Origin of the sequence: Rhodococcus sp. KRD162 (assembly GCF_017168335.1) — a bacterium.
GTDB lineage: Bacteria > Actinomycetota > Actinomycetes > Mycobacteriales > Mycobacteriaceae > Rhodococcoides.
Genome location: NZ_JABFAU010000004.1, coordinates 144210 through 163902 on the forward strand (window position 1 = coordinate 144210; position 19693 = coordinate 163902).

Below are 19693 nucleotides of genomic sequence, written 5' to 3' on the forward strand. Positions count from 1 at the left end.
TCGACAGGCCGGTGAACAACTGTCCGATCACGACGTCCATAGGAAAGCTCCTTCGGAGCATGTGAGTGGAACTTCGGAGCAGGCTCCGAAGTTCCACTCACATGGGTGGTGGTCAGTTGAGGTCGGAAGCCCAGTCGTAGGTCTCGAGGAACGGATCGGGCTCGATCGGCTCCGGTGACTCGGAGACGGTGTAGATCAAACCGTCCGGACGAATCTCACCGATACGCGCAGTCTTGGAAATGTGGTGATTGTCGCCGTTGATGACGACCTCACCCTCAGGAGCGGCGAAACTGACACCACCAGCAGCATCCTGAATATCCGCCACCGCAAACGAATCAGCCTTCTCGACAGTGTTCTTCCACAGGTACACCGAGGTGTAGGCGGCTTCCATCGGGTCCGAGGTGGGCTTGTCGGCACCGTACTTGGCCTTGTAGTCCGCTACGAACTTGGTGTTCTCGGGGGAATCGACCGTCTGGTAGTAGTTCCACGAGGTCAGCTGACCCGCGATGTTCTGAGCGCCGATGCCGGCGACCTCTTCCTCGGCAATGGACACCGACATCACTGGCATGTCGGCAGCTTTGAGGCCGGCATTGGTGTACTCGCGGAAGAAGGCGACGTTGGAATCGCCGTTGAGGGTGTTGAACACCGCATCGGCATTCGCGGTGCGGACCTTGTTGACGATGGTGGAGAAGTCCGTCGAACCCAGCGGGGTGTAATCCTCACCGAGAATCTCGATACCGTTCGCGGCCGCGTAGGCCTTGATCTCTCGGTTCGCGGTCTGCGGGAACACGTAGTCGCTACCGACCAGGTAGAGGGACTTCACGCCCTGGTCCTTGAGGTAGTCCAGAGCCGGGACGATCTGCTGGTTGGTCGTCGCGCCCGTGTAGAAGATGTTCTTCGAAGCCTCGAGGCCCTCGTACTGGACCGGGTAATAGAGCAGCGCGTCGTTGTCCTCGAACACCGGCAGCATGGCTTTGCGGCTCGACGAGGTCCATCCGCCGAAAACGGCTGCGACACAGTCGCTGCTGATCAGCTTCTCGGCCTTCTCCGCGAACACGGTCGGCTCGGACGCCCCGTCCTCGGCGACGATCTCGATCTGCTTGCCGTTGACTCCGCCTGCCGCATTGATCTCTTCGACGGCCAGTGCGATCGAATCACGCACCGTCACTTCGCTGATCGCCATGGTGCCGGACAGGGAGTTGAGCGAGCCGACCTTGATGGTGTCACCCGAGGTGTCCACACACGAGGTGGTAGAGCCGCCGCCGTCGGCAGAGGTGGTGTCGCCGGCCTTGCTGCCGCAGGCAGTGGCCACCAGGCTCAATGCAGCCAGCGCGGCGGGAACGACCATCAGGCGTCTGGCTGATTTGCTCTTCGAGACAACAGGCATCTACGACCCTTTCGGAGTTTTGTATACGGAGCTGTATTCGCGATTGCGAACAGTAAAGGGCAGTTATTGCGTAGGTATGTTGCCCGGTGACGAGTCTGTTTCCCGCGTTACGCCGACGTAAATGCACGGAAATGACAACCCTGCTTGACATCTAATGACAAGTAGAGTTGACTTTTCCTCATGCCGGGATCCAACAACGTTCGCGAGCATCGCAAACGGGCGCGCATAACCCAGGCCGAACTCGGCACCATCTGCGGGGTCAGCAGGCAGAGCATCGTCTCGGTCGAAGGTGGCGACTATGCACCCAGCGTCTATCTGGCGCTGCGATTGGCCCGTGCACTCGACACAACGGTGGAAACACTGTTCGGAGACCAAGGAGAGTCCGCACCATGAGCGCATTCGTCAAAGCTGCCCGGTTCGTCGGAGACCTCGACGACGAGTTCTACGCCGACGAGCTGCAGCGCGACATCTGGAACGAGGCCTCGGCCGTCGGATTCCAGGCACTGCTGTGGATCGGATTGATCACCGGTGCGATCCTGCCTTTCGCGGCGGGTGTCACCGGGGCCTGGGTGGCGCTGGGTATCTACTTGGCCTTGAACGTCGTCGCCTTCGTGGTCCTGGGATATGCCCGCGCTCGGGGCATCGACATGTACACCGCGCAGGAACTTCGACGCGTTCGGATAGGACTCGCTGCCGTGCTGTTGGTAGTCAGCGGTGGGGGCGCGGCGATTCGCTTACTGGCTCATTACGGCGGCGGCGGTCTCGGGTCCTTGTCGATCGGAGCGGTCTTCGGCGCGTCGCTCGGTTTCGCCGCGGCGGTCGTCGGAGTCAGGCTGCATCAGCGGAAACAGCGCGAGACCGAGCGCGCTGCGGAAGAGGCCGAGGCACTCGGCTTCGAGTCGAACGAATGAACTGCGCGCCGAATGCGGGTAGTGCCATTTACAGCGTGTGAGAATACGTAACGGTCTCGGTTCCATCAGTTGGTTCGCAGATTCGGACCTCGGGAGGTATGTTCTGACCGGTGACATCGAGATCGTGCGGTGTCTGTGCTGTTGGCGGGCTGTTCGGACGCGTGGTTCGTAACGCGACCGACGATGCGCCCGAAGAAGAGAGAGGCTCGGTTCGAGGCCGATGACGACGTGCATCACCAATCCGTCCACCGTCGTGCCACGAAGTACCACTGAGACCACGTCGGGCGTTCACCTCAGGGTGGAGCAAGCTAACAGGGAAGTCGAGGCCGTGCGCAGAGACAAGAGTTACCTCAGACTCGTCGGGTCGAGCACGCCGGAACCTACCATCGAGGTTGTCGGCGGACCCAAGACCATCACCGTTCACGTCGACAACGTTCTGCCAGGTCAGACATGCGAGATTCTGCACAACGGCATGCTGTCGCTGAGCCACCGCATCGTCGTCGGCGACAACACCTCGAGCATCGATATCATCACCTTCGCCCTCAAGCCCGGTGAATACCACGTGTCGTTGCGGCTCGACGGCCGAGTCGAGTGTGTCACCGAGGCACAGACCGTCACCGTAGGAGAGCAGCTCGAAGTTCGGCGTAGCTCCTAGAACCGAGCAAGCACCGTCAGCCGAGCTTCAGAGCCGACGGCTGGTGCTGGGTGATGCAGTGGATGCCACCGCCCCGCTCGAAGAGCGGCCTCGCGTCCACCGTGACCACTTTTCGGCCCGGGTAAGCGTCGCGCAAAATGGCTGCCGCCTCCTCGTCCATCGGGTCGCCATAGCTGCAGGCGATCACGCCGCCGTTGACGACGAGATGATTGATGTAGCTGTAATCGACGAATCCGTCGTCATCGCGCAAGGTCTGTGGAGCCGGCACCTCGACGATGTTCCAATCTCCACCCGAGCCGTTGTGGCTGGCGCGGAAAGTGTCGATGATCAGCGCGCTGACCTCGTAATCGGGGTGAGACGCATCACGTTGTAGGTGCACCAGAACAGTTCCGGGTGACGGTATTGCCGCCACGATGTCCACGTGGCCGCGCGTGCCGAATCGCATCGAATCTCGAGTCAGCCCCCGCGGAAGCCAGATGACGTGCCGCGCACCGATGGTCCGCGTCAGCTCTGCTTCGATGTCGGCCTTCGACAGGGTCGGGTTGCGGCCGGGATCGAGTTGCACGGTCTCGGTGACCAGCACGGTGCCCGCGCCGTCGACCGCGATGCCGCCGCCCTCGTTGACGATGGGGGACGTAATCCGCTGTACTGCAGCCTGATCGGCGACGAATTCACCGATCTTGCAGTCCTTGTCCCATTGCGCCCAGTCCTGCGCGCCCCAACCGTTGAAGATCCAGTCGACCGCAGCGATCGAGCCGTCCTCTGCGTGAACGAAGGTGGGGCCGATATCGCGCATCCAGGCGTCGTTCAGCGGTGCCTCCACGACGTCGATGTCGCGCGAGAGATACGTCGCTGCGATGTCGCGCTCGGCTGGATCGACGACGACGGTCACCGGCTCGAACTCGGCGACTGCATGCGCGACGGCTGCCCAGGTGGAGCGAGCCCCGTGCTTGGCCTGCTCGCTCTCGCCGAGGGAATACCCCTCACAGGGAAATGCCATCCACACCTTGTCCTGCGGAGCCGTCTCTGACGGCATCGTCAATGCCGTTGCTGCCGTGTTCATTTGATCACCGGCGTCGCCGGATGTCCGTCACCGTACGGAGCGTCGGTGCGCACCGGCTCGGTCAGGCGGGCATAGGTGTCCGGTCTGCGAGTGAGCAGAAACGGGAACAGCTCCAACCACTCCCGTCGCTGATCGAGGTCGAGATCGGCGACGAGGACGGCCGGTTCGTCTCGGGGTGCCTGAACCAGGATGCGGCCGTAGGGATCGGAGATGAACGATGAGCCGTAGAAGGTGATCTCACCTTCGTTGCCGCAGCGGTTGGGCACCACCATGAACAGGCCATTCGAGATGCCATGGCCGACGATGACGTGCTGCCAGAGCGGTTGAGTGTCGAATGCCGGGAACGACGGTTCGGAGCCGATGGCCGTCGGGTAGGCGAGAATCTCTGCGCCGCCGAGTGCATAGCTGCGCGCGACCTCCGGGAACCACTCGTCCCAGCACGTGGGCAACCCCACCCGGGCACCGCCGAGGTGCTCCGGTGCGTAGACGGGATATGGGTCGTCGGCGGGACCGGCGCGGAAGTAGGTGTCCTCGTAGTAACCCGCCGAAATGGGGATGTGCAGTTTGCGGGTTCTGGCCAGTAGCTCGCCGGACGGGGAGACCATGATGGCGCTGTTGTAGCCCAATCCGTCTGCCGCCTCGGACTTCTCGTAGAGGGAGGCATGAACGACGATGCCGTTCGCGGTTGCTGCCTCCGCGGCGAGGGTGAATGTGGGTCCGGTCAGCAAGTCCTCCGCTTCGCTGCCCGGGTTCTCCCCGGCGCGGGTGTCGGCGGGGTAGCGCAGTAGGGCGATCTCGGGCAGGAAGACAACCTGCGCCCCCTGTTCGGCCGCAATGGAGATGGCCCCCTGCAGCTCGGCTTTCAGTGCGGCGGCATCGGGATTCCAGCGATGTTGCACCAGTGCGACACGCAGGGGAGTGCGAGCGCTCGGATCGACCCGCAGTGGCGCAGTGGGGGCGGTGAGGCTGGTGATCGTCAGCATGGAACCTCCGTTAAAACGAATTTGATTCGTTAAGTATTGTCGATGACGATCGGAACCGCAAGAGGATGAGGAGTGCGCACCGTGGGGAGACCGTCCGCGCCACTGTTGGACACCGGGAGGATCACCACAGCCGCCCTCGCGCTGGTGGGTGATTCCGGCGGCTTCACCATCCCGCTTCTCGCCAAGAAACTCGGTGTCAGTCCGTCGTCCCTGTACAACCACGTGTCCGGTCGCGACGAGATAGTCGAATTGTTGCGCGAGCGCGCCATGTCCGAGGTCGAGCTCCCTCCACACGGGCTCGACTGGCGCGAAACCGTCGCGCAGATCGCCCGTGCCTACCGCGACAGCTACGCCCGCTACCCACGTCTGATTCCACTGCTCACCGAGCACGCGGTGAACAGTGCACATGCCTTCGGGATGTACAACGCCCTCGCAGATGCGCTGTCGGAGGCCGAGTTCGGCCCCGCGGACGTGCTCAACATCATCACCGTTCTCGACAGCTTCGTGCTTGGCTCGGCGCTGGACCTGGCGGCACCCGAGGCCCCATGGCGTCCCAGCGTGGAGGTCGGCTCCGCCCTCCGCGCCGCCCTGGACACCGCATCCTCGAAGGCTTCTCGCTCCGACGAGGCTTTCGAGTACGGACTGCGCGCACTACTGGCCGGATTCGATCCCGCGACCTAGTCCAAGTTCGTCGGTTCACCCCGAGGATCCACAGATCCAGCAACTCGCCGACGACACGGTCGAATGGATGATCGACACCTGGGCCGGTGACGCCCGCGAGTGGTCCTTCGAGCGCGGTCTCGACGACCCTGCGGCCAACGCACTGCTCGCGGAGCAGTGGGCCGACCGGCCTGCCTGGGTGCGCGTCACCGAGCTGATCATGAAAGGCCTGCAGGAGCGCGGCATCGAGCATGCCCCACCCTGACGAAGGCCAGAGGATCGTCAGTCTTCGACGATCAGCGGCGGAGTATCGCGGCGAAGGATGTCGCCCTTGAAGAACTCGGGCTTGCGCAGCGCCACCACCAACATGATCACGAGACCGAGAGCGATGATGCCGACTCCGATGAGAAACACCATTCCGATGCCGAAAAGTGAGGAGCCGCTACCGAACTCGGGATCCCAGGCGTCGATCGAAGTTTGGATGAACACCACGGCCATGCCGACACCGCCGAGCAGCGGCGCGAGGAACTTGAAAAAGAAGTTGCGGGTGCTGGTGAACAAATCCTCGCGGAAGTACCAGACGCAGGCGAAGGCGGTGATGCCGTAGTAGAAGCAGATCATCAGGCCCAGCGCGGCGATGGTGTCGGTGAGTACGTTGTCGCTCACCACCCGCATCACGGCGTAGAAGGCTGCCGAGGACCCGCCTGCCACCAGCGTCGCGAAGCCTGGGGTGCTGAATCGCGGTGTGATGGAGGCGAACCGCGTCGGGAGCGCTTGGTAGTGGCCCATGGCCAACAAGGTGCGCGCCGGTGAGATGAACGTGGCCTGCAGTGAACTGGCCGAACTGCTCAGCACAGCGAGGGAGAGCAGAATCGCGAACGGTCCCATCACCGGACCGGCCAGTGCGGCGAACACATTGTCGGTGGTGTCGGGATTCTGCAGCCCGTTGCCGGTATCGCCGGTGCCGGCGAACAGCAGCGTGGCCACGGCGGTGAGCAAGTACAGAACGATGATGCAGAACACCGTGACCAGAGCGGCCCTGCCGGGAATCTTGGCGCTGCCCGCAGTCTCCTCGTTGACCGTCAGGCACACGTCCCAGCCCCAGTACATGAAGATCGACAGCGACAGGCCCGCAGTGAAGGCGGAGAACGTGGGAATGCCGAAGGGATCGAACCAATCCAGGCTGAAGGAGATGCCCTCGGCGCCCTCACCGGCACCGACCTTGACGAATGCAGCAACGATGAACCATGCCATCACCAGCAATTGGAACGTGAGCATCGTGTACTGGACGCGCTTGGTCTCCTGCATTCCCCGGTAACACAGCCACGCGGAGAGCGCCATGAACACCAGGCAGGTCACGATGTTGAGAGGCTTGTCGGCGGTCAGATCAGCCAGCGAGTCGTTGCCGGTGACCTGTGCGAGAAAGAGATAGAAGAAGTCGACGGCCACTCCCGCCAGGTTGGAGAGCACGATGATGGTGGCCGCGATCAGGCCCCATCCGCCCATCCAGCCGACGTACGGACCGAATGCCTTCGACGCCCACGTGAACGACGTGCCGCTGTCGGGTTCGGCGGCATTGAGCTCTCGATAGCCCAACGCCACCAACAACATCGGAATGAAGCCGACGATGAAGATCGCGGGCAGATGCACACCGACCTCGGTGACCGTCGGCCCCAACGAGGCCGTCAGCGCATAGGCGGGCGCGATGGTCGAGATGCCGAGCACCACGCTCGCGAGAAGCCCGAGTTGGCCGGCCGACAGGCCCTTGGACTCGACATCCACTGCCGCACGCTCGTTCATTTACCGGCCTCTCTCGGAACAACGATCATCGGAACGGGTACGACCCGAAGCATCTTTGCGGCAACCGATCCCAGAAACAGGCGGTGAGGTTGCGCGAGTCGGGACGAACCCACCATCAACACATCACCGGAGTGCCAGTCCAGTGAGGACGCGGCCTTCTCGATGCCCGAGCCCTCGGCCACCTGCAACTGCACATCCGATCCCGCGGGCAGTTCCGCCTTGACGGTGCGCAGCACGTCCTCGGCCTTGGCGAGACCGTTCGACCCCGGGGCCTGTATGGATTCCGCTTCGGCGGAGACGAGGGAGAGCAAGCGCAGCGGCAACTCGGCCGACGTGGAGAGGTCGGTGGCTGCCTCGACGAGTTCGGCAGCTCCCGGACGGCTTCCGATGGCGCAGGTGAGTTCGCGAATGCGCTGCGGGGGAGAGTGCCGATACCCGCGCGGTGCCAGGGCGACGGGTACGTGTGCCACGTGCAACAGATCGCTGGTGACGGTCCCGATCGAGTGGCGTCCGAGCAGACCGTCTCCGGCAGCGCCGACGACGATCATGTAGGCATCGCAGTGCTCTGCACAGTCGAGCAGACCTCGAGCGAACGACTCGTCGAACAGCAGATGAGTGCGCGCCTCGACATCCTCCGGCACCAGCGTCAGTGCCTCGGTCAGCCAGTCGGTAGCCTGATCGACCAGAATATCGTCGTATCCGGCCTCGACGGGTGCTTTGGACGGCACCGGACGCTCCCGAGGCAGAACAAGGCAGATGTCCAGCGAGGCCTGCAACGAGCGGGCGAGGGTTGCGCCCAGGGCGATTCCGTCCGCGCCACTCGGTGTTGCCTGGTATCCGACGATCAGACGCATGGGCGGACCTTCCCTGAAGTTGGTCGAATCAATGACAGGTACTGCCGGGCTCTGTGTGGCACGAACTCGACTCCGACGCCGCAACGTCGAGGGCGGGGTTACGGTCGAAGAATCCGAACGGCTCGAGCCGGAACGAGACCGTGTCCGCGGGCATCACCGGCCAGTCCTCCGGCCGAGTGATGTGGTGGATACCGAACGTGTACCAGACGACGACATCGGTGTTCTCGATGCTGCGATCCGCCTCGGTCCACTCGGGAAGCCCATGGTCGATACCGCTCTGGTTGACGAACTCGCCACTGGGCCAACGCTCGTCGGGCGAGTTGGGGGTGACCCACACGGTGTGACCGATCACCTGGGCCCGTTGGAAGATCGGCGAAGCAGGATCGAACATCGACGGGATCGCCGCTCCCGGCACCAACTTGTATGCAGGACGGGTGCCGAGACCGTTGGTGACGTTGTCGTTGACGACTTTCCACGCTCTCTGGGTGTTCCAGTCGTAATCCTGCTTGCCCTCCGACTCGGTGGTGAGCGGGGTGTTGACCTGAGTCAGCGCAAGACCGTAAGGATTGTTCGGGCCCATCGGAACACGTTGCGTCTCACTGGCGTACACCGTGTTCTCGGTGCCGTCGATGTCGAGATCGAGCCGGGCGACGAGGAAGTGCTGGTGATAGGGCGCGTAGGTGCGATTGTCGACGAGTGTGCCCGACGGGTGCGTGCCGCCCTCGGCGAGGTGGGTGACCACCATGATCCCGGTCGCGCGGACCTCGCACTCGATGTTGCCGTCCTGGTAGAACCGCCAGTAGACGAGATACTCGTAGTTCGCCACGGTGGCATGGAAGCTGACCGTGAGGCGACGCATGCGCCGTACCTCGGCCCCGGCGTCGTGATCGACGTGCTTCCACAGCACGGCATTGTCTTCCTCGTGGATGCAGATCGCGTTCGTGATGGTGTACGGCTCGCCCTTGCTGTTGTGCAACACAGCGTCCAGGTAGCGGATCTCACCGAGACAATCGCAACCGAGTTCGAGTGAGGTGGTCATGAATCCCAGGCCCCACTCGCCAATATCGAACGCAGTACGTCGGTAGTGATCCTCGGTGTGATCACGGTACGGAACGACCATCTCCGCGAACGACATTCGATTCGCGATCGACCGCACGTTCCCGTTGTCGTCGTACGTCACCGCGTGTAGCGTCATGCCCTCGCGGTAGTTGAACCCGACCCGCAGTGACCAGTTCTGCCACGTCAACTTGTTGCCGTCGAGCTGGAACGACGGACCGGACGGTTGAGTGATCTCGAGCGGCTTCAGCGGCGGACGGCTGCTGGCGGCACGGATACGCTCTGGAATATGACGGGGGACGTACTCGCCCATGATCTCCGGACGCTCGACCCGGTACGTGTCCTCGATCTCGAGCAGTTCCATCGTATTGACGTCTATGACGCAGTGGAATCCGCCGACCGGCCCGGCGTACGGATTGGCACCCTCGGCAGCCTTGACCCACGTGTCCGACCAGCCGAGGCGTCGACCCTTGTACTTCTCCGGCGTCACCGCATCGCCGTAGGTCCAGGTGTCCATGAACACCAGATCCAGATCGGTGATACCGCGATCGGCAAGGGCAGCAATCACATCGGGATGGGCACGCAGGGCGGCGTCGGCCTCTTCCCACTCGTCGACCGTGAAATTCGGCTGCACACCCGGTACGTGCGTCCACGATTCGGTGGTGCGATCGTCCAAGGAGACAACGGCCTTGAAGGTGGTGTTCTCGGCACGGTTGAGCACCACCGACACGGCCCGACGGGCAGGCACGGTACCGGCTGCATCGAACGCGACGATCTCGGCCTTGGTCGGTTCGATCATCTCGATGGAGGCGTAGCGCCAGCCGTCGCCGACGCCGTGATCGCGGCCGAGGACCTCGGCCACGGTGGCGAATTCCGCCTCGGAGAGGGGATCGAGAGGATGGAATGTCATCCGATGGACTCCGTCGAGCTCATGACGTGCTTGATGCGGGTGTAGTCCTCGACGCCGTAGGCCGAGAGGTCCTTGCCGTAGCCCGAGTACTTGAAGCCGCCATGCGGCATCTCGGCCACCAGTGGGATGTGGCAGTTGACCCAGACGGCACCGAAGTCGAGAGCAGCCGAGATGCGCAGTGTTCGAGCATGATCGGAGGTCCAGACACTCGACGCGAGACCGAAGTCGACATCGTTGGCGAGCGCGATCGCCTCCGCTTCGTCGGTGAACTTCTGCACGGTGAGTACCGGGCCGAACGTCTCTTCCTGCACGATCGGATCGGACTGCCGGACACCGGTGACGACGGTCGGCTCGTAGAAGAAGCCCTTGTCGCCGATGCGCTTGCCGCCGGTGACGATGGTGGCGTGCGCGCCGATGCCGTCGACCTTGGCGCTGACCTGTCCGAAGTGGTTGACGTTGTTCAGCGGCCCGAGGAAGGTATCGGGATCGTCTGGTAGGCCGACTTTCAACGTCTTCGCCTTGGCGACCAGGGCATCGACGAGAGTGTCGTGCACCGATTCGTGTACCAGAACGCGGGTGACGGCCGTGCAGTCCTGGCCTGCGTTGAAGAACGCGGCCTCGGCGATACCGTCGGCGGCCTTACTGATGTCTACGTCGCCGAAGACGATTGCCGGCGCTTTCCCACCGAGTTCGAGGTGTGCCCGCTTGAGTTGCTTGGCGGCGGCCACGGCGACGGCGATGCCTGCGCGAACGGACCCGGTGATCGACACCAGACCGGGAGTCTTGTGCTCCACGATGGCCGCGCCGGTACCGCCGTTGCCGAGAACGATATTGAGCACGCCGTCCGGAACGATCCCCTTCGACAGCTTCGCCAGCACCAGCGTGCTCTCGGGAGTGGTGTCGCTGGGCTTGAGCACGATGGTGTTTCCGGCGGCCAACGCAGGACCGATCTTCCAGATCGCCATCATGAACGGGTAGTTCCACGGCGTCACCTGCCCGACGACACCGATCGGTTCGCGTCGAACGTACGAGGTGAAGCCATCCATGTACTCGCCTGCCGACTTGCCCTCGAGCATGCGGGCAGCGCCGGCGAAGAATCGAATCTGATCTGCACCGACGGTCACTTCCTCGGCGGCGATGGTGGCTTTGGGCTGACCGGTATTGCGACTCTGTGCCTCGACGATCTCGTCGCTGTGCGCTTCGATCGCGTCCGCGAGCTTGAGCAGTACCTTCTGTCGTTCGCCCGGCGTCGTCTTGCCCCAGGTCTCGAAAGCCTTGGCAGCGGCAGACATTGCAGTGTCGATGTCGGCCGCGTCGGAGATGGGAGAGTGGGCGACGATCGACTCGGTCACCGGATCGACCACATCGAGCATCTCGGTGCCCGAGGGCGTCACGAACGCCCCGTCGATGTAGTTCTGCAGGACAGGCACCGTCATCACTCAACCCCTAGCGTCGTCACTGTTGCGGTTCTGCAAAGCCTGCACCTCCGGACGAGACTTCGCCACCCGACAAGATGTCCAATGTCTTGGTTCGGATCAGGACGAAATGTCGGTCTCTCCGGCCAAGGCTCTGACGCCCGCGACGAACGTGTCGAGACCGAGCTTCTCGAATGCCGCTCGAGTCGAGGCATCGCCCAGATGTGGGGCGGCAGCGAGGATGTTCGGGAACTCCTCGGGATCGAGGGATTCCATCGTGGACGCCACCTCGTGCTCGACGTGCGCCCGGCGCTCCGGCTCGACATCGACACCGGTGAACAGTGGCTCCGTGATCAGCGAAATGGCGACCCGAACGCCCTGGCGGGCGAGCTGGGTGGCGTCGGGAAGGGAGAACCCGGCCTCACGTAGAAGTTTCAGGGTCAGCTCCATCGCAGCTCTGCTGTTGGCGGAGAACAGCATTCGCGGCACCACGATGGTCGCGGCTCCTGGATGTTCCCGCAGGGCGCGCATGAAGTCCTCGAGTACGGTGCGTAGTTGCTCCCACCATCCCGCGGTGGGATCGACGGTGAGCTCGAGTTGTTCGCAGACGCGATCGCCCATGGCGTCGAGAAGCTCGTCCTTGTTCTTCACGTGCCAGTAGATCGCCATCGGGGAGACGCCCAGTTCGCCGGCGATCTTGCGGATGGTGAGCGAATCCAGGCCGTGGTGATATGCGACGTCGAGGGCGGCGTCGACGACGGCGGTCCTGGTCAGGCGAGGCATCGACAGAACTATACACCTGTACGAGTCGGTGCTAGCGTTGGTTGTACTTAGTACGAGAAGGGGTGGATAGATGGACGACGTCATCCTCGTCGGCGGCGGAATCATGAGTGCGACGCTCGGCACGCTGCTGCACCGGCTGGAACCGACCTGGTCGATTCGGGTGCTCGAGCGATTACCGCGCGTGGCCGCAGAAGCATCCGATGGCTGGAACAATGCGGGAACGGGCCACGCTGGTTTGTGCGAAACCAATTACACGACCATGAGATCCGACGGTTCGGTGGACATTGCCCGAGCCGTGGGGGTCGCCCAGCAGTTCGCGACGACCCGCCGCTTCTGGTCCACCTTGCCCACGTCCGGTTTCCTGCGCCCGGTGCCGCACATGACGTTCGTCCGAGGTGCCGACAACGTCGCGTTTCTGCGAGCGCGGCACCGGGCACTGAGTGCTCACCCGCTGTTCGAGGCGATGGAGTACACCGAAGACCCTGCGGTGTTGCAACGATGGGCACCGCTGGTCGGCGAGGGCCGCACCGGCACCTGGGCGGCCACGCGGGATGCGACGGGCACCGATGTCGACTTCGGAGCGGCGACTCGACACATGTTCGACGCCATGGCGCGCACCGGTGCGAGCGTGGAGACGGGCCGGGAAGTGCGTGGGCTCTCGCAGGCTCGGGACGGATCCTGGCGACTTGAGGTGCGAGGCGGCCGGCCGGTGGAGCACGCTCGATTCGTCTTCCTCGGAGCCGGCGGCTGGGCGTTGAAGTTGTTGCGGCAAGCGGGGATTCCGGAGGCGCGTGGCTACGGACTGCTGCCGATCAGTGGACAGTTCCTGCGGTGTGACCGACATGAGGTGGTCGATCGACACGATGCCAAGGTCTACGGGACACCTCCTGTCGGTGCACCGCCGATGTCGGTGCCGCACCTGGACACCCGCATCGTCGGCGGGCAACGCTCCATATTGTTCGGGCCGTACGCAGGCACGAATCCCAGGTTCATGAAACACGGATCGCTGCTGGACCTGCCGCGATCGATCAGGCGAGACAACATCGGTTCGTTGCTGACGATGGCCCGAAACAACACACCGCTGATCGCACTGCTGCTCTCCGAACTGACAGCCACGCGTGCTACGAAGACAGCCGCGCTGCGTCAGTTCGTCCCGCACGCTGCGTCTGCGGATTGGGCCATCGTCGGTGCCGGTCAGCGTGCGCAGATCGTCAAAGCCGGCGAACTGCGGTTCGGCACCGAAGTGGTTGCCTCGCAGGACGGCACCATCGCGTCGGTGCTCGGAGCATCACCCGGTGCGTCCACGGCCGTTCCGATCATGATCGAGGTACTCCGCCGATGCTTCCCCGGGCGCGAATTGGACCAGCGGGTGCGCGAGATGCTGTCCGCCTAGTCCGATGCGTCGAGCACGGGCGGCTCACCCAGGATCAGAAGCGCCAGTGCCCCGAACAGGGCCGTCGAGTGGTCCTAGCGGCTCGCATCGAACTCTGTCGTCAACGAGGCCGCGGCCTCGAACACGCTGTTCAGATCGGAACGATCTGCGGAGGGCTCGAGCACCACAGTTGTTGCCCCGGCGTCGATCCAACGTTGCACAGCGTGCGTGGAGGTGTCGGAATCGGAATCGACCGAAACGTAGACGATCACCTCGTGCCGAGGCCCTCCGTCGATGTGCTCGATAGCGGTGCGCACCTGTTCCGGGGTCGTCTCGCTGGTGAGGATCGTTCCTGTGCTGCTGCGACCGCTCAGGGCCAGTGTCTTCGGGCCCGTCGCACCGACGAGCAGCGGCGGTGGTTGCGGCGGTGGCCAATTCAACTTCACCTCGTCGAGCGAGACGTATCGTCCCTGCACCGTGACCAAGTCACCCGCCAGCAGGCTCGTCAGCGCCGCCATCTGCTCGCGCAGCAGGGTCAGGGGAGACTGCACTCGGCCACCGATCTGACCCATCCAGGATTGAACGCCGTGGCCGAGCCCGACGCGTAGCCGTCCCGGATGGACTCGGGCAATGGTCGCGATCTCCATCGCCGTCGACGCCACGTTGCGCATCGCGGTGGGGAGCACTCCGATTCCGACGTTCACCCGATCGGTGTGCGCGAGAACAAGTGCCGCAGTGGACAGCCCACCGGAGAAGAAGCAGTCTTCCCACAGCCACACCTCGTCGACGCCTGCGGCGTCAGCTGTGCGCGCCGCCTCGATCAGTGCTTCGGGAGCAATCTCGGGTCGAAGTACAACGCCTATTCGCGTCATCGGAGTTCCTCTCGAGGCCGATTTCTCATCCGATCAGTGAACGTACCTGGACTCGAGCGGTGAGCGCATCACCTGCGGGGCTCGGGACGAACTACGTGGGACAGACGCTCACACTGTGTTGTGTGGGCGGAGTTCGAGATGTTCGGGCGCGAGTGCGTCGATGACGGCCCGGTCGTGGCTGACCACAGCGAGCCCGGCACCGTCTGCGGCGAGTGCAGCAAGCAGTCGCATCACGGCGCGGGTGGCGATCGGATCGAGCATGGACGTCGGCTCGTCGCACAGGATGTAGATCGGCCGTTGCACCAGGATGCGCGCAAGGCAGGCGCGTTGGAGTTGCCCGTCGCTCACCTGGGCCGGGAATCGCCGTAGCAGAGCGGTATCGAGGCCGACGCGCTCGCAGACGGTGTCGAGGTCGATGGTCTCCCGGCGAATCGATGCAGGCTCGGACACGATCGAACCGAGGGTCCACCGCGGATTGCACACCAGTCTCGGATGCTGCGCGAGCAGAGCGATGGATCCGCGCGGGGGCCGGGCCTGCCCATCCCAGGTGACGGTGCCTGCATGCGGCTGTATCGAACCGGCCAGCACCCCGAGCAGCGTGGTTTTGCCGACGCCGGACGGGCCGGTGATGCCGGTTGTAGCGCCGCGGGCAACGGTCACCGAGACATGTTGTAGGACAACGCTACCGCCGAACTCCACAGCGACATTGCGAGCTTCGATCATACTGTCGCCCCATCGAAGAGAGCGCCGATGTAGTCGTCCTCGTGCGCGAGTATCGCCGCCGGCGTGGCCTGGAGTACCGTCGCCCCTGCCTTCATCACCGCGATGGATCCACAGGTGCCCGAGCGCATCATCGAGGTCAGATCATGAGTGACGACGAGAACGGCTCGACCGTCTGCCGCGATGCCGCTCAACAGTGCCCAGACCTGTTCTGCCAGAGCAGGATCGAGTGCAGACGTGGGCTCGTCCGCAATCACCAGATCCGGTGATCCGGCGAGCGCCGCGGCGATCGCGGCGCGCTGCGCCATTCCACCGGACAGTTCGTGTGGGAACAGTTGCGCGGCCGATGACGGGAGTGCGACGCGGTCGAGCAGCTCCGGCACACTGTGTGCGCTTTCGAGGGTTCGTGCGATCTCGGCGAGTTGGGATCCGAGGGTGCGCACGGGTGTGAACGAGGTAGCGGGTGACTGTGGGATCAGCCCGATACCGTGCCCGCGGAGGCGTCGCCAGTCGGCCTCGGTCTGCACTGCATGTCCGGCTATTTCGAGGGTTCCGGTCGTGTGTGACCCGGGGGGGAGCAACCCGCACAGTGCGCGCGCGACGAGGGACTTTCCGCATCCCGATTCGCCGACGAGGGCGGTGACCCGGCCGGAGGCGACGTCGAGATCGACGGAGTTCAGCGTGCGCACCACCGTGCCTCCCCGGCTACGGGAGTCGATGTCCACGCTGTATCCGCAGAGCCTGGCTGCGCTCACCACACCGAACCTCCGGGGGGCGTGAGTCGGCGTCGCAGCATCGACAGTCCAAGGGTGAACGCGAGTGCCGTCACCACCAGCGCCGTGGCCGGAACGGCGAGCGTCCACCACGCGCCGAGCATCACGTCACCTCGGGCCTGCCCGAGCAGTGTGCCCAGGCTCGCCCGATCGGGTGAGAGGCCGACACCGAGGAACGACAATGTCGATTCGTGCCAGATGGCGTGCGGAATCAGCATCGCCATCGCCACCAGGATCTGCCCGCCCACCGACGGTGCGAGATGTCGGTGGGCGACGAACCATCGGGACGCGCCGGCCAGGCGAGAGGTACGAACCCACCCGGAATTGGCCGTTGCCAAGACCTCGGCCCGCACGATCCGGGCGACAGAGGGCCAGTGCGTCAACGAGATCGACGCCACCACGGCCAGCGGCTCGCCTCGCCACAGCGCCGCGATGACGATGCCCAGTACCAGGTGGGGGAGGGCGTTGACCGTATCGACCGTGCGCATGACGACGGCGTCGAACCATCCACCAGCAGCGGCCGAAGCGACCCCGATGACTACTCCGAGTGCGCACGCGATCACCGCGCAGAGAGCCGCGATCTGCAGCGAGATCCGTAGCCCCTCCGCTGTTCTGACGAGCATGTCGTAGCCGGAGTGATCGGTGCCGAGCAGGTTCGAGGTACTCGGCGGCAGCAGCGCTGCCGAAAAATCAGCGGTTTGCCGACCGGCGATCATCGGGATCAGCAGTGCGATGAGTGCGATCGCGAGGACGAGGAACCACGGCGCGTCGGGTATGTATCGACGTCGAGCATCGAGTTCGTGGTCGCGGGCGGTCATGCGGCGATCCGTACTCGTGGATCGATCGCGGCGGTCGCGGCATCGGACAGTGCCGAGCCGAGCAGAACTGCCAATGCCGCGGCGGTCGTCGTCGCCGCCATCAGCGAGAAGTCCAGTGCTGCAGCCGATTGCACCAGCGCGTTCGCCATCCCGGGCCAGCCGAACACGGTCTCGACGATGGCCGCACCCGCGATGAGTTCGGGTAACCGCGTGCCCAGCAGTGCCAACGTCGGAGCCACCGACGTCGGCAGCACGTGCCCACGCAACAGCGCCCATCCGTAGATCCCGCGGGACCGCGCCGCGCGCACCGCATCGGACTCGGTCGAGTCGACCACCGCAGCCCGCATGGCCAGCAGTAGCCAGGGGATCTGCGAGACGGTGAGCGCGATGAGCGGAAGCACGGCGTGCGCGGCGATCCCGGCGGCCGAGTACGTGGTGCCCGGTGCCCGTGCCCCCGAGGTGGGAAACCACCGGAGGGTCACTGCGAACACCGAGACCAGGACGAGCGACACCACGAACGGGGGCACGGCCGCGAAGGTCGCGGACAGAACCGAGCATGCCCGGTCGAGCAGTCCGCCGCGGCGCATCCCGGCCGACGAACCCAGTACGACGGCGATCGCAGTGGCCAGAATCAGTGCGAGACCCGACAGGCCGAGAGTGAAGGGCAGACGTTCGGCAAGAACCGTCGAGACCGGGAGGGATTGGGTGGACGACCACCCGAGGTCGCCGTGCAGCAGATCGGTCAGCCAGGTCCACCACGCGGTGTACCAGGGTTGCTCCGTTCCGTACGCGTCTCGAAGTTGCTGCCGCTGCGACAGAGTCGCACTCTGGTAGCTGTCACCGAGGTACGCCGCGAGCGGGTCGAGAGGCGACGCCGACGCCAGAGCGAACATGGCGGCCGAGACCGCGACGACCGTCGGGATCGCGATACCCGCACGGACGGCGAGGATCCGCCCCGCTGTGCCGCCCCGTGTCCTACTGCGCACGTGTCCACGCCGCCAGGTGCCACCACGGACCCCACGAGACACCGTGCGAGTGCGGTTCGAGTATCGGAGGGCTCTGGTTCCAGCCGAGATCGCGATACGCGTAGGCGTGGTCGAGAAACGCGAGGAACACCGAGGACGGCTGCTCGACGTAGAGCTGTTGGATCCGCCGGTATCGAGCGTCGTTCTCGGGTCCGGACGCGGAATCGCGTGCCTGCTGCAACAAGTCGTCCATACCCGGCGCGGTGAAGTTGCCGGGGTTGGCATAGGGCGAGGAGTCCGCCACGCGGGTGTGCAAGGTGTCGAACACCTGGGAGTCGATGCTGTACGGGGTGTCGCCGCCGCCGAGCAGCACTGCCGAGTCGCCGAGGCGGGTCTCGATCTCGTCCCACCCTGTGCCGCGGGGCCGCACCTCGATACCCACCGGTTGCATGGCGGCGGCGAAGGCCACCGCGAGATCCCGTCGCACGGAATCCTGGGCATTGTAGAGAAGCTCGAACGACGCAGTGGCACCGTCCTTCTCGCGGACGCCGCCTGCGCCGGCGCGCCACCCTGCGGCATCGAGGACGGACTCGGCGGCGGACAGGTCGAACGGGAACACTGCTGTCGGCTCGTAGGCCTCGCCGTAGACCGCGGCCACCGGTGTGCTCGCGGGGCGTCCGTATCCACCGAGAACATCGTCGACCATGCCGCTGCGATCGACGGCGAGGTTCATCGCTATCCGGGCCTGCGGGTCGGATGTGAACGCATTGCCCGCCGGGAGCGAGACCCCGCGCCAGTCAGCAGATTTCACCCCGACCGTTCTGACGTCGTCGCGTCCGTCGAGCGCTGCGACGGCAGTGGGAGGCAGTGAAGTGCCGGAGACCTCGCCCGTGGCGACGCGCTGCACGCGGGTGTTGTCGTCCGGGGTGTAGGTGATCACCAGTCGTCTCACCTGCGGGGCCTCGCCCCAATAGTCCTCACGTGCGGTGAAGACGGCCTGATCCGCACGCAGGCTGTCCAGAATGTACGGTCCGGTTCCGACGGGTTCGGTGTTCAGCGCCCAGTCGGCCGCGGGTGCCTGCTCGATGCGCTCCGACGGAGCGATGCCGAGCAGAAGGTACGGCGAGGGATCTGCGTCGGTGTTCATCGTGACCACGACGGCATCGGATCCATCGGCGACGACTTTGGTGATCGGATCGAAGTCCGTCGAGATCTCGGATGCGACGATCGGATTTTTCACGGCCTCGTAGGTGCTCACCACGTCCGCGGAGTCGAACGCGGTACCGTCCGAGAAAGCGACGTCCGCGCGCAAGGCCACTCGCCACTGTCGCGGCGCGATCTGGATCGGGGCCGAGTCCGCCAGGGACGGAACGAGATCGGGAAGTGTGGAGTCGGAATCGGCATCGGGGCGCAGTAATCCCTCGTAGATCGGGGAGACGCCGAGTGCTCCGTATCCGGACACCGGACTGAACCCGCCGAGTTCCTGGCTGTCGGCCAACACGATCGCCTCGCCGGCGTCGTCCTCGGAGGCTGATGCGCATCCTGCGGCGGTGAGGGCGAGAGCAACGGCGAGGCCCAGAACTCGGGCGATGGACGGTTTCACGGACTACTCCACGGTGCGGGCTCGATCAGGATATGTGTCCAAGTGGACACATATTGTGTGCCGTAGCGTAACAGCAGTATTCGAAACCAGCAG

Annotated in this window: 20 protein-coding genes; 6 read left to right on the forward strand and 14 right to left on the reverse strand. The window is 64.5% G+C overall.

Annotated elements, in window-relative coordinates; genetic code table 11:
* Nucleotides 1-112 precede the first annotated feature (112 nt).
* Nucleotides 113-1387, reverse strand: coding sequence for an urea ABC transporter substrate-binding protein (gene urtA, locus J1M87_RS07570; RefSeq protein ID WP_206488943.1), 1275 nt, complete (start codon nt 1385-1387; stop codon nt 113-115).
* A gap of 180 nt (nt 1388-1567) precedes the next feature.
* On the opposite strand from urtA, the gene J1M87_RS07575 reads away from it, so the two are divergent.
* The 3 genes from J1M87_RS07575 to J1M87_RS07585 all read left to right on the forward strand — a co-directional run bounded on the left by J1M87_RS07575 (nt 1568) and on the right by J1M87_RS07585 (nt 2953).
* On the forward strand, nt 1568-1780 hold the full coding sequence (locus tag J1M87_RS07575) for a helix-turn-helix transcriptional regulator (RefSeq protein ID WP_206488944.1): 213 nt from the start codon (nt 1568-1570) through the stop codon (nt 1778-1780).
* On the forward strand, nt 1777-2298 hold the full coding sequence (locus J1M87_RS07580; RefSeq protein WP_206488945.1) for a hypothetical protein: 522 nt from the start codon (nt 1777-1779) through the stop codon (nt 2296-2298). The genes J1M87_RS07575 and J1M87_RS07580 overlap by 4 nt, the downstream gene beginning before the upstream one ends.
* Before the next feature lie 328 nt (nt 2299-2626).
* The gene (locus J1M87_RS07585) at nt 2627-2953 is read left to right on the forward strand and encodes a hypothetical protein (protein WP_206488946.1); all 327 of its coding nucleotides are present in this window, start codon (nt 2627-2629) and stop codon (nt 2951-2953) included.
* Between the two features lie 16 nt (nt 2954-2969).
* Here J1M87_RS07585 and J1M87_RS07590 read toward each other — a convergent pair whose 3' ends face one another.
* Both J1M87_RS07590 and J1M87_RS07595 read right to left on the reverse strand, forming a co-directional pair.
* Nucleotides 2970-4016 (reverse strand): agmatine/peptidylarginine deiminase, encoded by a 1047-nt coding sequence (locus J1M87_RS07590; RefSeq protein WP_374222366.1) that lies wholly within the window; start codon nt 4014-4016, stop codon nt 2970-2972.
* Complete coding sequence (locus J1M87_RS07595; protein WP_206488947.1) at nt 4013-4999, reverse strand: nitrilase-related carbon-nitrogen hydrolase; 987 nt, start codon at nt 4997-4999, stop codon at nt 4013-4015. The genes J1M87_RS07590 and J1M87_RS07595 overlap by 4 nt, the downstream gene beginning before the upstream one ends.
* Before the next feature lie 81 nt (nt 5000-5080).
* Here J1M87_RS07595 and J1M87_RS07600 point away from each other — a divergent pair, with 81 nt between their 5' ends.
* Together J1M87_RS07600 and J1M87_RS07605 are read left to right on the forward strand one after the other, a co-directional pair.
* On the forward strand, nt 5081-5680 hold the full coding sequence (locus J1M87_RS07600) for a TetR/AcrR family transcriptional regulator (protein WP_206488948.1): 600 nt from the start codon (nt 5081-5083) through the stop codon (nt 5678-5680).
* Between the two features lie 67 nt (nt 5681-5747).
* Entirely contained in the window at nt 5748-5924 is a 177-nt protein-coding gene (locus J1M87_RS07605) for a hypothetical protein (RefSeq protein WP_206488949.1), read from the forward strand.
* 17 nt (nt 5925-5941) lie between these two features.
* On the opposite strand, the gene J1M87_RS07610 is transcribed toward J1M87_RS07605, so the two are convergent.
* The 5 genes from J1M87_RS07610 to J1M87_RS07630 form a co-directional block, all read right to left on the reverse strand.
* Nucleotides 5942-7459 carry an APC family permease gene (locus tag J1M87_RS07610; protein ID WP_206488950.1) on the reverse strand — a complete coding sequence of 506 codons (1518 nt, stop codon included), beginning with the start codon at nt 7457-7459 and terminating at the stop codon, nt 5942-5944.
* Nucleotides 7456-8313, reverse strand: coding sequence for a universal stress protein (locus J1M87_RS07615; RefSeq protein ID WP_206488951.1), 858 nt, complete (start codon nt 8311-8313; stop codon nt 7456-7458). The genes J1M87_RS07610 and J1M87_RS07615 overlap by 4 nt, the downstream gene beginning before the upstream one ends.
* A gap of 28 nt (nt 8314-8341) precedes the next feature.
* On the reverse strand, nt 8342-10279 hold the full coding sequence (locus tag J1M87_RS07620; RefSeq protein WP_206488952.1) for a primary-amine oxidase: 1938 nt from the start codon (nt 10277-10279) through the stop codon (nt 8342-8344).
* Nucleotides 10276-11715, reverse strand: coding sequence for a gamma-aminobutyraldehyde dehydrogenase (locus J1M87_RS07625; protein ID WP_206488953.1), 1440 nt, complete (start codon nt 11713-11715; stop codon nt 10276-10278). Before J1M87_RS07625 ends, J1M87_RS07620 begins: the two co-directional genes overlap by 4 nt.
* Before the next feature lie 99 nt (nt 11716-11814).
* A complete protein-coding gene (locus J1M87_RS07630) occupies nt 11815-12477 on the reverse strand; it encodes a TetR family transcriptional regulator (protein ID WP_206488954.1) in 663 nt (220 codons plus the stop codon).
* 70 nt (nt 12478-12547) lie between these two features.
* On the opposite strand from J1M87_RS07630, the gene mqo reads away from it, so the two are divergent.
* Nucleotides 12548-13870, forward strand: a complete 1323-nt coding sequence (mqo, locus tag J1M87_RS07635) for a malate dehydrogenase (quinone) (RefSeq protein ID WP_206488955.1) — start codon at nt 12548-12550, stop codon at nt 13868-13870.
* Between the two features lie 74 nt (nt 13871-13944).
* Here the strand turns inward: mqo and J1M87_RS07640 are convergent, their stop codons facing one another.
* The 6 genes from J1M87_RS07640 to J1M87_RS07665 form a co-directional block, all read right to left on the reverse strand.
* Nucleotides 13945-14721 carry an LLM class flavin-dependent oxidoreductase gene (locus tag J1M87_RS07640; RefSeq protein WP_206488956.1) on the reverse strand — a complete coding sequence of 259 codons (777 nt, stop codon included), beginning with the start codon at nt 14719-14721 and terminating at the stop codon, nt 13945-13947.
* Nucleotides 14722-14829: 108 nt separating this feature from the next.
* A complete protein-coding gene (locus J1M87_RS07645; RefSeq protein ID WP_206488957.1) occupies nt 14830-15444 on the reverse strand; it encodes an ABC transporter ATP-binding protein in 615 nt (204 codons plus the stop codon).
* Nucleotides 15441-16196 carry an ATP-binding cassette domain-containing protein gene (locus J1M87_RS07650; protein WP_307830755.1) on the reverse strand — a complete coding sequence of 252 codons (756 nt, stop codon included), beginning with the start codon at nt 16194-16196 and terminating at the stop codon, nt 15441-15443. The genes J1M87_RS07645 and J1M87_RS07650 overlap by 4 nt, the downstream gene beginning before the upstream one ends.
* Nucleotides 16193-17032 (reverse strand): ABC transporter permease, encoded by an 840-nt coding sequence (locus J1M87_RS07655; RefSeq protein WP_206488959.1) that lies wholly within the window; start codon nt 17030-17032, stop codon nt 16193-16195. The genes J1M87_RS07650 and J1M87_RS07655 overlap by 4 nt, the downstream gene beginning before the upstream one ends.
* Entirely contained in the window at nt 17029-18018 is a 990-nt protein-coding gene (locus J1M87_RS07660; protein WP_307830756.1) for an ABC transporter permease, read from the reverse strand. Before J1M87_RS07660 ends, J1M87_RS07655 begins: the two co-directional genes overlap by 4 nt.
* Nucleotides 18008-19600: an ABC transporter substrate-binding protein gene (locus tag J1M87_RS07665; protein ID WP_206488960.1), complete on the reverse strand. Its 1593-nt coding sequence runs from the start codon at nt 19598-19600 to the stop codon at nt 18008-18010. Before J1M87_RS07665 ends, J1M87_RS07660 begins: the two co-directional genes overlap by 11 nt.
* Nucleotides 19601-19693 lie beyond the last annotated feature (93 nt).

Bases quoted from the DNA above. Each gene is read 5' to 3' on its own strand.
- urtA (WP_206488943.1), bottom strand. From the start codon at position 1,387: ATGCCTGTTGTCTCGAAGAGCAAATCAGCCAGACGCCTGATGGTCGTT.
- J1M87_RS07590 (WP_374222366.1), bottom strand. From the start codon at position 4,016: ATGAACACGGCAGCAACGGCATTGACGATGCCGTCAGAGACGGCTCCG.
- J1M87_RS07580 (WP_206488945.1), top strand. From the start codon at position 1,777: ATGAGCGCATTCGTCAAAGCTGCCCGGTTCGTCGGAGACCTCGACGAC.
- mqo (WP_206488955.1), top strand. From the start codon at position 12,548: ATGGACGACGTCATCCTCGTCGGCGGCGGAATCATGAGTGCGACGCTC.
- J1M87_RS07620 (WP_206488952.1), bottom strand. From the start codon at position 10,279: ATGACATTCCATCCTCTCGATCCCCTCTCCGAGGCGGAATTCGCCACC.
- J1M87_RS07625 (WP_206488953.1), bottom strand. From the start codon at position 11,715: ATGACGGTGCCTGTCCTGCAGAACTACATCGACGGGGCGTTCGTGACG.
- J1M87_RS07575 (WP_206488944.1), top strand. From the start codon at position 1,568: ATGCCGGGATCCAACAACGTTCGCGAGCATCGCAAACGGGCGCGCATA.
- J1M87_RS07595 (WP_206488947.1), bottom strand. From the start codon at position 4,999: ATGCTGACGATCACCAGCCTCACCGCCCCCACTGCGCCACTGCGGGTC.
- J1M87_RS07645 (WP_206488957.1), bottom strand. From the start codon at position 15,444: ATGATCGAAGCTCGCAATGTCGCTGTGGAGTTCGGCGGTAGCGTTGTC.
- J1M87_RS07615 (WP_206488951.1), bottom strand. From the start codon at position 8,313: ATGCGTCTGATCGTCGGATACCAGGCAACACCGAGTGGCGCGGACGGA.
- J1M87_RS07610 (WP_206488950.1), bottom strand. From the start codon at position 7,459: ATGAACGAGCGTGCGGCAGTGGATGTCGAGTCCAAGGGCCTGTCGGCC.
- J1M87_RS07655 (WP_206488959.1), bottom strand. From the start codon at position 17,032: ATGACCGCCCGCGACCACGAACTCGATGCTCGACGTCGATACATACCC.
- J1M87_RS07605 (WP_206488949.1), top strand. From the start codon at position 5,748: ATGATCGACACCTGGGCCGGTGACGCCCGCGAGTGGTCCTTCGAGCGC.
- J1M87_RS07640 (WP_206488956.1), bottom strand. From the start codon at position 14,721: ATGACGCGAATAGGCGTTGTACTTCGACCCGAGATTGCTCCCGAAGCA.
- J1M87_RS07630 (WP_206488954.1), bottom strand. From the start codon at position 12,477: ATGCCTCGCCTGACCAGGACCGCCGTCGTCGACGCCGCCCTCGACGTC.